We start from the raw sequence: 15,348 nt of genomic DNA on the forward strand, positions 1-15,348 counted from the left end.
AAATGGCAGACGGACACGATATGGGCGAGCGCGCGAAATTCCGCGAAATGCTGGAAGGTACAAAGGAAGACTGGAGCATCATTGCCGGTCACGCGAAGGACTTCAACAAGGGCCTCGCCAAGCGTGTGCTGGACCACCTTCGCCTGCTGGACGGCGATTATGGCGGCTTCCCGGTCGACCGGCTGACGCATTCCCTACAGACCGCGACGCGGGCCCACCGCGACGGGCGCGACGAGGAATATGTTGTCTGCGCCCTGCTGCACGATATCGGCGATACGCTGGGCAGCATGAACCATCCGGACGTGGCCGCCGCGATCCTGAAACCCTTTGTTTCAGAGGCCAACCTGTTCATGGTGGCCAATCACGGTGCGTTCCAAGGCTACTACTTCTTCGAATATCTCGGCCTTGACAAGAACATGCGCGAGCAGTTCAAGGACAGTCCGCACTATGAATACTGCGCACAGTTCTGCCATCTCTACGACCAGGCAGCCTTCGATCCGGACTATGAGAGCGAGCCGCTGGAATTCTTCGTGCCAATGGTTGAGAGCGTGTTTTCCAAACCGAAAAACTCCATGTATCTCAAGGCAATGCAGGAATAGGGACGTAACGGCCTTCCGGCAGGAAGGCCGCTGTCCTTAGCCGGTGCAGGCACCCTCGTGGCCGACGCTCGTGTCATCGGCATGCGCTTCGCATTTGTTCGGATAAGTCTTTGCATTGCAGCCGCAGACCGGCGCATATTCGCGTGTGCAGTCGGGGCGGATTTCCTGGCACGTGCCGGCGACATCCGCCGTGGTCCTGCAGGCACCATCTGCCAGCTTGCAGAAATAGCCTTCTTCACATTTCAGCGCGGCGATGCCGCCGCAGGTTTCCCCTTGCGCGCTGACGGGAACCGGCTGGACGAAGGGCTGGACGGTCTCGGCAGGCGGCGGCGCACTGCAAGCGGCGGCAAGCATGAGAATTGAGCATAGAAGCGTGGATGCAGTGAACCGCATGGATTCTCCTCAAAAAAGCGTGTGAGGAGAATCCTGCGCTCAAAACTCGCCTGAAGCAAGCTTAGGCCTTCACACCACCTGCCACGACGGCGAACATGTGCTGGCTGTGTTCACCGCCAGCCTTGAAGGCTGGCAGCGTTTTGGACGTATCGGTGATCTGGTCCCATTTGGCGGCCACGGCTTCAGCCGTCAGGTCGTCGCCCTGGCCAACGAAGGCACCTTCGGTTTCGACAATACGCGCGATCGAGAAGGCGCCTGCAGCCGCCGAAAGGATCACGCCGGTCGGCGCATCGTCCTTGACGAGGTTCATGACGCCGGGCGACACATATTCAGGCTTCAGCTGTTCGAGAACGGCAGGGGGCATCAGGCCTTCTGTCATGGCTGTCGCGGCAACCGGGCAGACCGCATTGATCTTGATGTTGTTTTTCGCGCCTTCGATCTTCAGCGTGTTCATCATGCCGACGAGGCCGAGCTTGGCGGCGCCATAATTGGCCTGGCCAAAATTGCCGTAAAGGCCGGTCGAGGACGTCGTCACGACGATACGGCCGTAATTTTGTTCTTTCATGATGTCCCAGGCGGCGTGGATCGGCATGAACGAACCGCGCAGGTGAACGTCGATGACGAGGTCGACGTCGGCCTGCGTCATCTTGGAGAAGGACTTGTCGCGCAGGATGCCGGCATTGGCGATCAGGATGTCGATGCGGCCGAACTTGGCCATCGTGTCGTCGATCATCTTCTTGACGCCGGCTGCGTCAGCCACCGAGGAGCCGTTGGCCATGGCTTCACCGCCAAGGGCTTCGATTTCCTTCACAACGGATTCGGCTGCGGCGGAGCTGCCACCCGACCCGTCCATGCTGGGGCCGAGATCGTTAATCACAACCTTTGCACCGCGGCGGGCGAGTTCGAGAGCGTGGCAACGGCCAAGACCTCCACCGGCGCCGGTCACAATGGCAACGCGGCCGTCAAAACGGATATCGGACATGGGAGAACTCCTGCATTTTGCAATAAATCGGTTTGGGCCGTGTCACACCAGACGTTCACGTAAACGTCAAGCCGCGCCGCTGCGTCATATCTTGCCCGGCGCGTGCCGGCAGGTAAGAGTACCAAAAAGAAACGCATGAAATGGGAGGAACCTACATGCTGGCCTATGTGACCCTTGGAACGAACAATAAAGAGAAGGCGCTGGCTTTCTATGACGCCGTCCTCGGCGAAATGGGTGCCAAACGGTTCTTCGCCAATGACCGGCTGCAATTCTACGGTGTCGGCCCCGGCCAGCCGATGATCGCCATCGGCGACCCCCATGATAAGGACGCCGCCAGCTGCGGCAATGGCGTAATGCCGGCCCTGGCCGCCGCCGATAACGCAACCGTCGACAAGGTCTATAACAAGGCTATCGAACTTGGCGCTGTCGACGAAGGCGCACCGGGCAACCGGATGCCGACTTTCTATGGCGCCTATTTCCGCGATCCGGACGGCAACAAAATCTGCGTCTGCAAGCTCGGCTAGCCCTCTATTGAATGCATATCCCCGGGCCCATTTGCCCGGGGACTTTGATTCCGGGATCGGTCCTAGTCGGGCCGGATATCCGCAAGCCGGCCTGCATAGAACGTCCGGATGTCTGCACTGAGAGCCTTCAGCGCGCCCTCGTTCAGGTACATCATGTGCCCGCCCTGGTAGTAGGTGAGGGCGACGCGGTCCTGCGGGATGCCATAGCGGGCGAATGTGACCTCTGCGTCGAAGAAGGGGCAGATCAGGTCGAAATAGCCGCTCGCGACCATGACTTTCAGCGCCGTGTTATGGCGCATCGCCGTGGTCAGCTTGCGGCCGGCGTTCACATAGTGCGGTTCCCAATATTCGCCTTCCGGGACATCGCGGAAAATCCACTGCTCGCCTGCGTCCGCGCTGGACACCATGTAGGGCCGGTCCATTTCGACGCCGAGATCAGCAGACAGGTACTGGTTCATCAGGGCCGAATAGGCCGAGCTGATGGCATAGCTTGAGACATCGTCTTCCGGGCCTTCGGCCGCATCGTCGGCCTCGTCACCGAGGTAGCGCCCGTCGAGCCGTCCCAGCGCCACGCCCTTGTCGCGCAGCAATTCCTTCTGGAAGCGGTGCATCAGGATGCGCAGGTCGGAGGTCTCGATATAAGCCGGATCAAGCCCGGTGAAATAGGCAAGGCGGTCGCGAATGTGTGCCCGCTCCTCGGCACTCAGCCGGTCTCCCTTCATCAGCGCCGGCCCGTATTCGTCGCGGGCGAAGGTACGTGCTTCGGCCAGGAAGTCCGACTGCGGAATGCCAAGTCCCGCCTTGCCGTGATACTGCGCGGTCGCCGCCATGCTGGGCAGGTAGGTGATGTAGGAATACATGTTGTCGTGGACCGAGGTGGAGCCCTCATAGTCCAGCGCCTGAGAGATCAGGACGATGCCATTGAGCGCGATATCGACATCGCCGGTGGTCAGCTCGTTCGCGATGTAGGCGGCCCGTGTCGTGCCGAAGCTTTCCCCGATCAGGTATTTCGGCGCGTTCCAGCGCTTGTGTGTCGTGATCCATATCCGGATGAATTCCGAGATGGAGGCTGTGTCGCCTGCTGCGCTCCAATAGTCCTTGTTCTCGCCCTTGCCGATGGTGCGGCTATAGCCGGTGCCGACCGGGTCGATGAAGACGAGGTCGGTCACATCGAGAATGGACAGGGGGTTGTCGACCAGCCTGTAGGGCGCTGCGCCGTCATCGGCATCCGCACCGCTCGCCACCTGCGCCCGCTTCGGGCCAAGCAGGCCCATGTGCAGCCAGACCGAGGCTGATCCCGGTCCCCCATTGAAGATGAACGTCACCGGGCGCGCGCTGCCCGCCTTGTCGGCGACATAGGACGTGGTGAAGAGGCTGGCGGCCGGCTCGCCATCCTCGCCCTTTATATACGTCTCGCCCGCTTCGACCGTGTAGGCGACCTTCGCCGTGCCAAACGTGCCGGTATGCTTGCTTTCGAACATGACCGGATCGGGAATCGGTTTTGCGGCCTCCGTCTTTTCAGCGTCGGTCTTGTTCAATTCGGATTCAGCGAAGGCAGGCGTGGCGACGGCCATGACCATAGCCATCAATAAGGCGCGCATTTTCATTTGTATGTTGGCTCTCCAGGGGGCTGGCCGGGCATCCAGGTCAGTGACCGGGTCAGACGCTTGATAATTAAAGAAAAAACCTAAGCTCAGGATGCAGGGGCGTCAACAAGCCCGGCAAACTGGGCGGTCTGATGCCCCAACCCGCACCTGACGGGATCGATTCGCGCGGTGCCCGTCTCGCGTTGCACTTGCGCGCTTTCCAATCCGGACCGTCACGGCTAAGTCATAGGGCTATCAAAACGGGCTCGGGAGCGATTTTGGATGCTGGCAGGTTATGAATGGGGCTGGGACAATGCCCGGGCGCTGATCGGGATCGCGGTGATCTATGGAATCTGCTGGGTCGTGTCGGAAAAACGCGGCCTGTTCCCGTGGCGCATCGTTATCGGCGCCACCGTGATGCAGTTCGTCTTTGCGCTGCTCCTGTTCGGTGTGCCCTTCGTGCGCGGTGTCCTGTTCCACGCCAATGATGTGGTCGACGGCCTGCAGGCGGCGACGCGCGCCGGCACCAGTTTCGTGTTCGGCTATGTCGGCGACAATACGGCGGGCGCCGAACTGATGGACGGCACGCCGCCGCCGCTCTTCTTCTTCCAGATACTGCCCATAGTCATCGTCGTGGCTGCCCTCTCGGCCATCCTCTGGCACTGGCGCATCCTGCGCTGGGTGACGAACGGCTTCGCCTATATCTTCCAGCGTACCATGGGGCTGGGCGGGGCGACTTCGCTCGCGGTGTCGGCCAACGTGTTCATGGGCATGACCGAAGCGCCCGTGCTGATACGGCCCTACATCAAGGGCATGACGCGCTCGGAACTGCTGATCATGATGACGGCAGGCTTTGCGACCATCGCGGGCTCTGTGCTGGTCGTCTATGGCGCATTCCTAGATGGCAAAATGGCGAACCCGTTGGCACAGTTGCTGACCGCCTCCATCATGGCCGCGCCGGCGGCAGTGGCCGTGGCGCTGACAATGATCCCGGAAACCACGCCCTCGACCGAGCGGATGAAGGAACCGGACTTCAATTATGCCTCGACCATGGACGCCTTCTCGACCGGGGCGACCGACGGCCTGAAAATTGTGCTGAATATCACCACCATGCTGATCGCGGCGCTGGCGCTGCTTTGGCTGATCAATGCGGGCCTCGGCCTGTTCCCGGACGTGCTGGGCGCGCCACTCTCGATCGAGCGCGTGCTCGGCTGGATATTTGCGCCGCTGATGTACATGATCGGCGTGCCGTGGGCCGAGGCGTCACAGTCCGGCTCGCTGATGGGCGTGAAGACGGTGTTGACCGAGTTTGTGGCCTTCCTGCAGCTGGCCGAAATCCCGGTCGATGCGATGGATCCGCGCACGCGCATCATCACGGCGCATGCGATCTGCGGCTTTGCCAATTTCGGCTCGATGGGCATCCTGATCGGCGGTCTGTCGATCGTCGAACCCGAGCGGCGCGACGACTTCCTGTCACTCGCCTGGCGCACGCTGCTGGCCGGCACGCTGGCGACCTGCCTCAGCGGGGCGGTCGTGGGCGCGTTGCCGTACCAGCTGTTTGCTGGCGCGGCGGGCTGACCTGACGCTTGGAGAGGGCTCGCCAAAGGGTGGGCATCGCCCTAAGTCTCGGATATTGCGACCAAACCGAAGGGTTCTCCATGCCGTACCGACTGACTGCGACGACTGTTAGCTTGGCCGTTCTGGCGGCGTGTCTTTCGGGGCAGGCTGCGGCGCAGTTGACGGACGAGGAGATCGCAGCGTTGCCGCTGTGTGCGTCGGACAAAGTCGACAATGTTTGCAGGGACGATGCAGGAAATGTCTCGATCACTATCTCCCATGAACGGAAATTGTCGCCGGTCGAAGTGTGGGGAGATCGATCCGAAGCCGATCCCGGCAGCTATTCTGCTGCATCCAGCGATGAAATCGCAGCCATAGACGCCGACCACCCCGCCGAAATCCTGAACACGCTGCCGGGCGTGAATATCCAGATGAATTCGGGGCAGGAGCACCTGATCGCGATCCGCTCACCGGTTCTGACCGGCGGGGCGGGGCAGGGCAGTTTCCTGATCCTCGAGAATGGCGTGCCGACGCGCTCGCCCGCCTTCGGCAACGTCAACAGCCTGATGGAGCCGCACCATGAAGTGGCGAGCGCCATTGAAGTCGTGCGCGGGCCGGGCAGTGCGAAATATGGCTCGAATGCGGTGCATGGATTGGTCAATGTTATCCTTGGCCAGCCGGGCGATGGCAGTTTCGCCAGTGCGAGCTATGGCACGCTGGGCCGCTATCGCACCGACATGGCGCTGGACGAGGGGACACATGTCCGTCTCGGCCTGTCTCTGCAGCATGACACGGGCTGGCGCGACAATACGGGAGCCGACCAGCAGAAACTGTCTTTTGTCGGAGCATATGACATCGGGCTGTGGACCGTGACGCCGTGGCTGTCTGCTTCGAACCTCAATCAGGAATCGGCCGGCTTCCTCGGCGGGACGGACAGTTACAAGGACAGTTACCTTGTGACGACGAACCCGAACCCGGAAGCCTATCGCGATGCCTGGTCGACGCGGATCGGTGCGCGGGCGGAACGGACCTTGGGGCCGGGCACGCTGGTGCTGACGCCTTATGCGCACAGCCAGGCGATGATCTTCTCGCAGCACTTCCTGCCGAATGGCGGTGTGGAAAAGAATGGCCACACGGGCGGCGGACTGATGGCGCGCTATGGCTGGCAGGCGAGCGACACTCTGGCGCTTCGCATTGGCGCGGATGTCGATGTGGCGAGCGGATACCTCAAGGAAATTCAGCCGGATGCGTTCGGCTTCTTTCCGGGCGATAGCCGGTTCCCGCAAGGCATCCACTATGACTACACAGTCGACACGACAACGCTCGCCCTCTGGGGCGAAGCGGAATTTGTGCTCGGCAACAATGTCAGTGTGCTGGCAGGCCTGCGCGGCGAGACGCATGACTATGACTATTCCACCGACGCGCCTGTGGGTATCAATGGCCGCTTCAACGTCACCGCCGACCGCAGCGACAGTTTCGACCTGCTGACGCCGAAGCTCGGCCTGATCTGGTCGCCGGGCGATGTCAGCTACTACGTCAACTATGCGCGCGGCGAACGGGCACCGCAGGCCTCCGACCTCTACCGGCTGCAAGACAAGCAGGTGGCGGGCGAAGTCGACACCGAGACGCTCGACAGCGTCGAGATCGGCGCGCGCGGCAGTGCCATAGACGGACGGCTCGTGTTCGATGTCGCGGCCTACTGGATGGACAAGGAGAATTTCTTCTTCCGCGACAGCGACGGCCTCAACGTGCCGGACGGCTCGACGCGCCATCAGGGCGTGGAGGCGGCAGCGTCCTTCGACATTACCGACACGCTTGTGCTGAAGGGCAATGCCAGCTGGTCGGACCAGACCTATACGTTCGACCGGATCGTCGGTTCGGGCACCGAGACCATCCGCGATGGCAACCGGATCGACACGGCGCCGGAATGGCTGGCCGATGCCTCGCTCGACTGGCAGGCGACCGAGGCGCTCGGCCTGTCGCTGTCTGTCGAACATATCGGCGAATATTACATGGATCCCGCGAATTCGGCGACCTATCCGGGGCACACGGTCCTGTCGGCGCGCGGATCTTATGAATTCGGCGAAGGCACCGAAGCCTTCCTGATCGTGCGCAACCTGACTGACGAAGCCTATGCCGACCGGGCCGATCTCGCGTTCGGCAATGATCGTTACTTCCCGGGCGAGCCGCTGAATGCGACGCTGGGCGTCAGAAAAACATTCTAGGAGGAAACCCATGAAACTCTACCAGAGCCCCAAGGCCCCGAACCCCGACCGCGTCGTCTTTTTCCTGCGGGCAAAAGGCAAGCTGGACGCGGTCGAGATGATCGACGTGTCGATCATGGATCAGGAACACAAGACAGCCGAGTACCGGAAGCTGTCGCCCTATGCCCAGGTGCCGACGCTTGTGCTGGACGACGGCACGGCGATCACCGAGAGCCGGGCGATCTGCACCTATCTCGAAGGGGTATTCGCCGAGCCGAACCTGATGGGCCGGGACCCGAAGGAAAAGGCCCTGATCGAAATGTGGGACCGCCGGATCGAACTGATGTTCTTCATCCAGTTCGCCGGCTGGTTCCGGAACGCTCACCCGATGATGGCGTCGCTGGAAGTGCCGCAGAGCCCGGAAGCCGCCGCCAAGGGTGAGAAGGCCGCGCGGACGATGGCCAAACGCCTCGACGCGCACCTTGCGACGCACGAATTCGTTGCCGCTGATCGGTTCTCGATTGCCGACATTACGCTCTATATCGGCTGTGGTTTCTGTCGCACCATGAAGTGGGAGCCGCAAAAGGAGCATGAGCACCTTGGCCGCTGGTATGATGCAATGACCGCGCGCGGGTTTGCGAAGTGCTAGCCCCCCCCGCAAACCCGCTTGTCCGGATCAGGCGTTCTTGATCGACATGCCGCCATCGACGGGAATGTGCACGCCGTTGAGGAACGAGGCCGCGGGCAGGACCAGCGACAGGGTCATGTTGGCGACCTCTTCCGGGATGCCATAGCGGCGCAGCGGCACCCGGCGTTTGGCGTAGATTTCCTTGTGCTCGTCGGGGATGCCAGCGGTGATACCGGTAATGATCGGTCCGGGGCAGATGCTGTTGACCGTGATGCCTTCGCGGCCGAGGTCGACGGCGAGGCCGCGCGTCAGGCCGATCACGCCATGCTTGGCGGCGACATAAGGTGAGTTGCCCGGCGTCGCGCCGAGGCCTTCGGTCGAAGCGATATTGACGATGCGGCCCCAGCCGTTCTTGCGCATATAGGGCAAGGCGGCGCGGATGGCGCGCTGGTGCGAGGTCAGCATGACATTGATGCTGGGGCCCCAGCTGTCTTCATAGCTTTCCTCGCCAATGTCCGCCGCCTTGGCGAAGCCGGCATTGTTGACGAGGATATCGAGGCCGCCGAAATGGGCCGCCGCATTGTCGATGACGCGTTTGATCGCGGCCGCATCGGACACATCCATCTCCCAGCCATTGACATTGTCGAAGCCGGCATCCTTGATTTCCTTGACCACGGTATCGACGTCGCCCTGGCGCAGGTCGGTGACGGCGACATTGGCGCCTTCACGCGCAAACAGGTGCGCGGTCGCCCGGCCCATGCCACTGGCGGCGCCGGTGATGAGGGCGGTCTTGCCTTTGATCGAACGGGAAAGTTCCTGATAGGGGATCTGGCTCATGTTTTTGGCTTTCTGTATTTGATCGTTCCGGAGAAGTTGAGGACGGGACGCCCGTCAGCGGTGATGATGCCGCGCACGAATGTGATGGACCGGCCCTGACGCAGCAATTCACCGCGGGCCTCCATATATTCGCCTTCAATTGCGCCATCGAGGAATTCCGAATTGAAGGCAATGGTGACGCCGTAAACGCCTTCGAGGCCATTATGGGCGATGGCAAACAGGGAAAAGTCGGCAAAGGTCATCAGGCAACCGCCGTGCATCACGCCGCCCGCATTCATGTGCTTGCGCTGAGCCCGGAACGCCGCAACGGGACCTTTTTCATCCTCGTTCAGGTAAAACGGTCCGGCGGCATCGTGCTCGAACGGCTCCTCGGGCCAGGTCTTCCAGCCTTTGAACTCGCCTTCAGTAACTTCAGTTGCAAGCATTTCCGTCTTGTTCCTCCCTTTTGACTTTGATACCGCACGGTCACCCTTCGACAAGCATGTCGCAACGGCATATCATTGTTTCAGACAGTAATTTACGGGAGTTTCCTGATGGCCTTTGACGCCGAAATCCGCGCCGCTCTGATCGAGCAGGTGCGCCGGTTCGTAACCGAGAAATGTGTGCCGATCGAAGCAGAGGTTGGCGAGAATGATGCTGTGCCGCAATCCATTGTCGACGAGATGAAGCAGCTCGGCCTGTTCGGCATTGCCGTGCCGGAAGAGTATGGCGGCCTCGCGCTGGACATGGAAACCGAATGCCTCGTGGCGTTCGAGCTCGGCCACACGTCGCCGGCCTTCCGTTCAGTCGCCGGCACGAATATTGGCATTGGCAGCCAGGCTTTGGTCCTGTTCGGCACCGACGCGCAGAAAGCGAAATGGCTGCCCGGCATTGCCAGCGGCGACCTGATCGCGAGTTTTGCCCTGACCGAGCCGGAAGCGGGATCGGACGCGGGCAGCCTGACGACCAAGGCGATCCGCGATGGCGACCATTACGTGATGAACGGCACCAAGCGCTACATCACCAATGCCAACAAGGCCGACCTGTTTACGGTCATGGCGCGGACCGACCCGTCGACGCCCGGCGCCAAGGGCGTGTCGGCTTTCGTGGTCGAGCGTAACACGCCCGGCGTGTCCGTGGGCCAGCCCGAAAAGAAAATGGGCCAGCAGGGCGCGCACATCTGCGACGTGATCTTCGAGAATGCGCGCGTGCCTGTGGCCAACCGGCTCGCAGGCGAGGGCGAGGGCTTCAAGGTGGCGATGAGCGTGCTCGACAAGGGCCGCCTGCATATCTCCGCCGTGGCGACCGGCGTGTCCGAGCGGCTGATCAAGGAAATGGTTACCTACGCCCTTGAGCGCAAACAGTTCGGCAAGCCGATCATGGAGCACCAGCTGATCCAGGCGATGATCGCCGACAGCCAGGCCGAGACCTATGCCGCCCGCTGCATGATTCTCGACGCGGCCCGCCGCCGCGATGCCGGCGAAGATGTCACCATGCTCGCCTCGTGCACGAAACTGTTCGCCACCGAGGCGTGTGGCCGGGTCGCGGATCGCGCCGTGCAGGTATTCGGCGGGGCCGGCTATGTCACCGACTATGGCATCGAGCGCTTCTACCGCGACGTTCGCATCTTCCGCCTGTATGAAGGCACGAGCCAGATCCAGCAGATCATCATCGCCCGGGAACTCGCCCGGGCCGCAAAGGCAGGAAAACTTTAAATGTTCGAACATGACCCGACAGATCCGCACGAAGTTGGCCTGAACGCCGAACGCCTTGAGGCGATCCCCGAATACTTCCGCGAGAACTATATCGATACCGGCAAGCTGCCCTGCATGGCGACGCTGGTGTCGCGCGGCGGCGAGATCGCGCTTGAAGACTATTCCGGCACCACCGAAATGGGCGCAGGCGAGCATATCGGGCCGCACACGATTTTCCGCATCTATTCGATGACCAAGCCGATCACGTCGCTGGCCGCGATGATGCTATTCGAGGAAGGCAAGCTGCGCCTCGATCATGATGTCAGCCGCTACATTCCCGAATTTGCCGACGTGATGGTCTGGGATGCAGGCGACAAGGACAGCTTCACGACCCGCAAGCCGGATCGCCCCTTGAAAGTGCTGGATCTGTTCACGCACACGTCGGGCATCACCTATGGGTTCATGATGCAGCACCCGGTCGACTTCCTGTACCGGCAGGAAAAGATCGGGCGGCCTGACGAGACCCTTCAGGCCATGGCCAAGCGCCTCGCGGCGCTGCCTCTGCAATGCTCGCCGGGTGACGAATGGTGGTATGGCCACTCCATCGACGTGCTGGGTGCGATTGTCGAGATCGTGTCGGGAATGGAACTGGACGAATTCTTCCGCCAGCGGATCACTGGTCCGCTCGGCATGCACGACACCGAATTCTGGGTGCCGGAAGAAAAGATCGACCGTCTCATGGCCTGCTACCAGAAGGATGCGGAGACGGGTGTCACAAGTCTGGCAGACGGCGCCGGAGCCGCGTCGAAGCTCTACACCAAACGCCCGACCCTGCTGAATGCCGGCGGCGGCCTTGTGTCGACCCTGCGCGATTATCACCGCTTCGCGCTGATGCTGCTGCGCGGCGGCACGCTGGACGGCCAGCGCCTGATCAGTCCGAAAACTGTCGAGTTCATGCGCCAGAACCATTTGCCGGGCGGCAAGACAATGCGCGACATGGGCAAGTCCATGTTCACGGAAGTCATGGCCGATGGCGTCGGCTTCGGCCTGGGTGGATCGGTCGTGACGGATATCATCGCGGGCCAGCAGCCGGGCAGCGAAGGCACGTTCAGCTGGGGCGGGCTCGCATCCACCTTCTTCTGGATCGATCCCGAAGAAGAGATCATCGCAATTCAGGCCACGCAGCTGATGCCGTCCTCGACCTATCCGATGCGCCAGCAATTCCAGCAGCTCGTCTACGCGGCGATCGACTGGTGAGCGAGCCCGGCCATAATGCGGTGCGTGAGGCGATTCTCGCGCTGACGGCTGAATGCGGCGTCGGCAAGACGATCAGCGCCGAACAGGCGGCGCGTGCGGTGAGCGAAGAGAACTTCCAGCGCGTGCTGAAAGACGTGCGCGCGGAAGCCGTGCGTCTTGCCAAGGCGGGCACGATCACGATCTATCGCAAGGGCAAGCCGGTCGAAAACCTGGATGCGTTCAAGGGCGTCTATCGGCTGGGCCTGCCGCCGGCTTGAACGCATGGCCAGGGCGCCAGACCCGTTCCATGACTTCATGGCCGACCTGTTTGCCCCTATGGGGGACGTCCGTATAAAGCGCATGTTTGGTGGTGCCGGCGTCTATGCACAAGGCGTGATGTTCGCCCTCCTGGCCGATGACGTGATCTACCTGAAGACGGATGCCGCGCTGCGGATCGCGTTGGAGGCTGAGGGCGGCGAAGTGTTTGCCTGGGAACGGCCAAGTGACGGCAAACGGATGGAGATCGGCTATGTCAGCCTGCCGTCTGCTGCGATGGATGATGCGGAGGATGCGAGCGTCTGGGGCCGGCGCGCCTTGGCAGTGGCGCTGGCGGCAAGGAAGTCCAAACCGGCGAAGAAGGCCTAGGGCTGGTAGGGTGCGCCATAGCGGCGCAATTCGGTGTCAATCCCATCTTTCCGCATACGGACGACATAGAGGCGGTCATACTCGGCAGGCTCGTCGATGTCGGTGCCCGGTTCGCCGCCCAGAAATTCGACCAGGGCGGGCGTTGTGTTGGAGTGTCCGACAACGAGCGTGATGCCGGATTCGTCTTTCAACTGGTCTGCAAATGCCGACAAGTCAGATGGATCGTAAAGAGTCACCAGTACCGAGATGGTTTCGGCAATCGGCGCGGCTGTTTCTCGTGTCCTGGCGTAGTCGGTGGAATAGATGCGAACAATCCCTGCATCGCGAAGCGTTTCGGCGAGCAGGGCGGCGCGAAGGGCGCCATTCGACGTCAGGGAGGGATCGTCGCCAGCCTGCTTTTCAGCATGGCGAACCAGGTAGATCGTGCGTTCGGGGGGCGAATGAGAGGAGCATGCCGCCAGCGTCAAGAACGCAGCCATAAAGCCGATCAGGCTGCGCCGGCTCAGCCTCATGCGACTTGCGGTCTGACCACGGGTTGGTCGAGTGAAAAAGCGTACGGACCGGACCCATTCTGGCGCAGGTGTGTGAGGCGCGTCCACCCGTCTTCCATTGTGAATCTCTCCTCTCGCGGTGCCCACCACATGACAAAGCCTGGACCCTGACTGCGATCAAGCTGCTCTTTCAGGCGGCGCATGCCCGACGGGTGCGTCCTGCCATCGTATACGAACGACCGCATGTCTGCGAGCGAGGTCCAGCCAGCCATCGTGCATACGTCCGGGACACCGAGGTCTTTCGCATAAGGAAACGCATTGCCCAAGTCGCGCCAGGACCCGTCGGGCTGGCGCAGGCCGTGACGATGCCAGTGGATGCCGTCAAAACTGTCGGCGTCGCTGAAAATCCGGGGAAGAATCGCAAGGAACACGCGCACGAATTCGTTGTCGAACGTGAACTCGCCCGTCGGTCGCGCACAATTAAAATGGATAAGTCGATAGTCCATGCGCGCACTCGCCCCCCGGCCCCAAAGCGTAGGCTGCAACCTGTCACGGATGCCTTACTCTATTCTTAATCGAATATGATTCTATTCAATCATAGGGTGATCAATTCCCCTTGAATTCCGCTTTCCGCTTACCCAGAAACGCGATCACGCCTTCCTTGAAATCGTTCGTGCGGCCAGCGGTTCGCTGGGCGAGGCGTTCAGCGCGAAGCGCCCCATCGAAGTCGCCATCGCAGGCAGCCCAAACCAGTTTGCGTGTCAGGGCCAGCGCCTGAGTCGGACCTTCGGCAAGTTGCTGGGCGAGCTGTTTCGCCGTGTCCATCAAGGCGTCGTCTTCGACAACGCGATTGACCAGGCCCCAGGCCATGGCTTGCTCGGCCGGTACCTTTTCCCCCAGCAGGGTCATCTCCATGGCGCGCGTCCGTCCGATGGTGCGTGCGAGCAGGTAGGTCGAGCCGCCGTCAGGCACGAGACCGATACGCCGGAAGGCCTGCAGGAAATATCCGCTCTTGCCGCAGATGACGAGGTCGCCGATCAGGCCCAGCGCGCAGCCCACGCCGGCGGCGGCACCATTCACGGCCGTGATGACGGGATGGGGATGGTCCTGGATTGCCAGGATCAACGGATTGTAGTGCGTTTCGAGTGCCCGCCCGGCGTCGGGCTGTGAACCGGGATGGCTGAGCGAGCTGCCGCTCCCGGGATTGGCGCCAAGATTTGCGCCCGAGCAGAAGCCGCGCCCCTCGCCGGTCAGGATCGTGCAGCGCGCTTCCTTGCTCGCCGTTTCGAACGCGTGGAGCAGTTCCTGCGCGGTGTCGACGCCGCAGGCATTCATGGTTGCCGGATCATTGAAACTGATGATGGCCGTGCTGCCGTACAGTTCGTAGGAAATCTTTTCGTAAGCCATCGCGTTTTTCTCTCTCTGATATGTCTGGCGGCAATTTAGTGGCTATCGTCCGGATGTGAACGCCTCACGCAGCGGCAATGCATTTCGCTTTGTTAAGCGCTGAACGCGGGCTACACTGTTCATAAGCAAGAACAGGCAATTGGGAGAATTTGGCATGGCACTCGACAGCGCAACCGGCAGCGGCATGGAATCCATATTGACGCGGCAAAAGGCTGCGAACCTGCGCGACGGCATTCCGTCAGCCACCCGGCGCATCGAATGGCTCGACAAGGCAATCGACCTGCTGGTGACGCATGGCGATGCCTTCAATGATGCCATGTGCGAGGATTTCGGCCACCGTTCAAAAGACCAGTCGGGTTTCACCGATATCGTCTCGTCGATCGCCGCCCTGAAGTTTGCCAAGAAGCACGTCCACAAATGGATGCAGCCAGAAAAGCGGAAGGTCGAGTTCCCGCTGGGCCTGCTTGGGTCGAAAGCGCAACTCCAGTTCCAGCCCAAGGGCGTGATCGGGGTGATCAGTCCGTGGAACTTCCCCGTGAACCTGACGTTCACGCCGCTGGCGGGTGTTTTCGCTGCAGGCAATCGT

Annotated in this window: 18 protein-coding genes; 10 read left to right on the top strand and 8 right to left on the bottom strand. The window is 61.5% G+C overall.

Translation table 11 applies throughout. The annotated features are described in order from the left end of the window. Window positions 1-2 precede the first annotated feature (2 nt). Complete coding sequence (locus ACESNB_RS01025) at window positions 3-599, top strand: HD domain-containing protein (RefSeq protein ID WP_373002666.1); 597 nt, start codon at window positions 3-5, stop codon at window positions 597-599. Between the two features lie 36 nt (window positions 600-635). Here the strand turns inward: ACESNB_RS01025 and ACESNB_RS01030 are convergent, their stop codons facing one another. Together ACESNB_RS01030 and ACESNB_RS01035 are read right to left on the bottom strand one after the other, a co-directional pair. Beyond that, complete coding sequence (locus ACESNB_RS01030; RefSeq protein ID WP_373002668.1) at window positions 636-992, bottom strand: Kazal domain-containing protein; 357 nt, start codon at window positions 990-992, stop codon at window positions 636-638. Window positions 993-1,053: 61 nt separating this feature from the next. After that, complete coding sequence (locus ACESNB_RS01035; RefSeq protein ID WP_373002670.1) at window positions 1,054-1,974, bottom strand: SDR family NAD(P)-dependent oxidoreductase; 921 nt, start codon at window positions 1,972-1,974, stop codon at window positions 1,054-1,056. Between the two features lie 140 nt (window positions 1,975-2,114). Between ACESNB_RS01035 and ACESNB_RS01040 the strand changes: the two genes are divergently transcribed. Next, on the top strand, window positions 2,115-2,498 hold the full coding sequence (locus tag ACESNB_RS01040; RefSeq protein WP_373002672.1) for a VOC family protein: 384 nt from the start codon (window positions 2,115-2,117) through the stop codon (window positions 2,496-2,498). A 62-nt stretch (window positions 2,499-2,560) separates the two neighbouring features. On the opposite strand, the gene ACESNB_RS01045 is transcribed toward ACESNB_RS01040, so the two are convergent. Beyond that, window positions 2,561-4,105: a S10 family peptidase gene (locus tag ACESNB_RS01045; protein WP_373002674.1), complete on the bottom strand. Its 1,545-nt coding sequence runs from the start codon at window positions 4,103-4,105 to the stop codon at window positions 2,561-2,563. Window positions 4,106-4,366: 261 nt separating this feature from the next. On the opposite strand from ACESNB_RS01045, the gene ACESNB_RS01050 reads away from it, so the two are divergent. From ACESNB_RS01050 to ACESNB_RS01060, 3 genes are all read left to right on the top strand, one after another. Then, window positions 4,367-5,662, top strand: a complete 1,296-nt coding sequence (locus ACESNB_RS01050) for a NupC/NupG family nucleoside CNT transporter (protein ID WP_373002676.1) — start codon at window positions 4,367-4,369, stop codon at window positions 5,660-5,662. A gap of 80 nt (window positions 5,663-5,742) precedes the next feature. Next, window positions 5,743-7,866, top strand: a complete 2,124-nt coding sequence (locus ACESNB_RS01055) for a TonB-dependent receptor (RefSeq protein WP_373002678.1) — start codon at window positions 5,743-5,745, stop codon at window positions 7,864-7,866. 10 nt (window positions 7,867-7,876) lie between these two features. Then, a complete protein-coding gene (locus ACESNB_RS01060; RefSeq protein ID WP_373002679.1) occupies window positions 7,877-8,494 on the top strand; it encodes a glutathione S-transferase family protein in 618 nt (205 codons plus the stop codon). A 27-nt stretch (window positions 8,495-8,521) separates the two neighbouring features. On the opposite strand, the gene ACESNB_RS01065 is transcribed toward ACESNB_RS01060, so the two are convergent. Then, window positions 8,522-9,310, bottom strand: coding sequence for an SDR family NAD(P)-dependent oxidoreductase (locus tag ACESNB_RS01065; RefSeq protein WP_373002681.1), 789 nt, complete (start codon window positions 9,308-9,310; stop codon window positions 8,522-8,524). Next, the gene (locus ACESNB_RS01070; protein ID WP_373002682.1) at window positions 9,307-9,735 is read right to left on the bottom strand and encodes a PaaI family thioesterase; all 429 of its coding nucleotides are present in this window, start codon (window positions 9,733-9,735) and stop codon (window positions 9,307-9,309) included. Before ACESNB_RS01070 ends, ACESNB_RS01065 begins: the two co-directional genes overlap by 4 nt. Window positions 9,736-9,843: 108 nt before the next feature. On the opposite strand from ACESNB_RS01070, the gene ACESNB_RS01075 reads away from it, so the two are divergent. From ACESNB_RS01075 to ACESNB_RS01090, 4 genes are read left to right on the top strand one after another with little or no spacing between them, the layout of a single operon-like run. Next, complete coding sequence (locus ACESNB_RS01075) at window positions 9,844-11,004, top strand: acyl-CoA dehydrogenase family protein (protein ID WP_373002684.1); 1,161 nt, start codon at window positions 9,844-9,846, stop codon at window positions 11,002-11,004. After that, window positions 11,005-12,240, top strand: coding sequence for a serine hydrolase domain-containing protein (locus ACESNB_RS01080; protein ID WP_373002686.1), 1,236 nt, complete (start codon window positions 11,005-11,007; stop codon window positions 12,238-12,240). It begins immediately after the preceding gene. After that, entirely contained in the window at window positions 12,237-12,497 is a 261-nt protein-coding gene (locus ACESNB_RS01085) for a DUF3253 domain-containing protein (protein WP_340691176.1), read from the top strand. Before ACESNB_RS01080 ends, ACESNB_RS01085 begins: the two co-directional genes overlap by 4 nt. 4 nt (window positions 12,498-12,501) lie before the next feature. Next, window positions 12,502-12,864 carry a TfoX/Sxy family protein gene (locus ACESNB_RS01090; RefSeq protein WP_373002688.1) on the top strand — a complete coding sequence of 121 codons (363 nt, stop codon included), beginning with the start codon at window positions 12,502-12,504 and terminating at the stop codon, window positions 12,862-12,864. Here ACESNB_RS01090 and ACESNB_RS01095 read toward each other — a convergent pair. The 3 genes from ACESNB_RS01095 to ACESNB_RS01105 form a co-directional block, all read right to left on the bottom strand. Continuing rightward, window positions 12,861-13,343, bottom strand: a complete 483-nt coding sequence (locus tag ACESNB_RS01095; protein WP_373002690.1) for a histidine phosphatase family protein — start codon at window positions 13,341-13,343, stop codon at window positions 12,861-12,863. The two genes, ACESNB_RS01090 and ACESNB_RS01095, sit on opposite strands and share 4 nt — an antisense overlap. A 29-nt stretch (window positions 13,344-13,372) precedes the next feature. Beyond that, a complete protein-coding gene (locus ACESNB_RS01100; protein WP_373002691.1) occupies window positions 13,373-13,861 on the bottom strand; it encodes a DUF3291 domain-containing protein in 489 nt (162 codons plus the stop codon). 100 nt (window positions 13,862-13,961) lie between these two features. Continuing rightward, window positions 13,962-14,762: an enoyl-CoA hydratase/isomerase gene (locus ACESNB_RS01105; protein ID WP_373002693.1), complete on the bottom strand. Its 801-nt coding sequence runs from the start codon at window positions 14,760-14,762 to the stop codon at window positions 13,962-13,964. A gap of 154 nt (window positions 14,763-14,916) precedes the next feature. Between ACESNB_RS01105 and ACESNB_RS01110 the strand changes: the two genes are divergently transcribed. Next, on the top strand, window positions 14,917-15,348 hold a 432-nt coding region (locus ACESNB_RS01110; protein WP_373002695.1), incomplete at its 3' end, for an aldehyde dehydrogenase family protein.

Source organism: Hyphomonas sp. (genome assembly GCF_041689225.1).
In the GTDB taxonomy this organism is placed as follows: domain Bacteria; phylum Pseudomonadota; class Alphaproteobacteria; order Caulobacterales; family Hyphomonadaceae; genus Hyphomonas.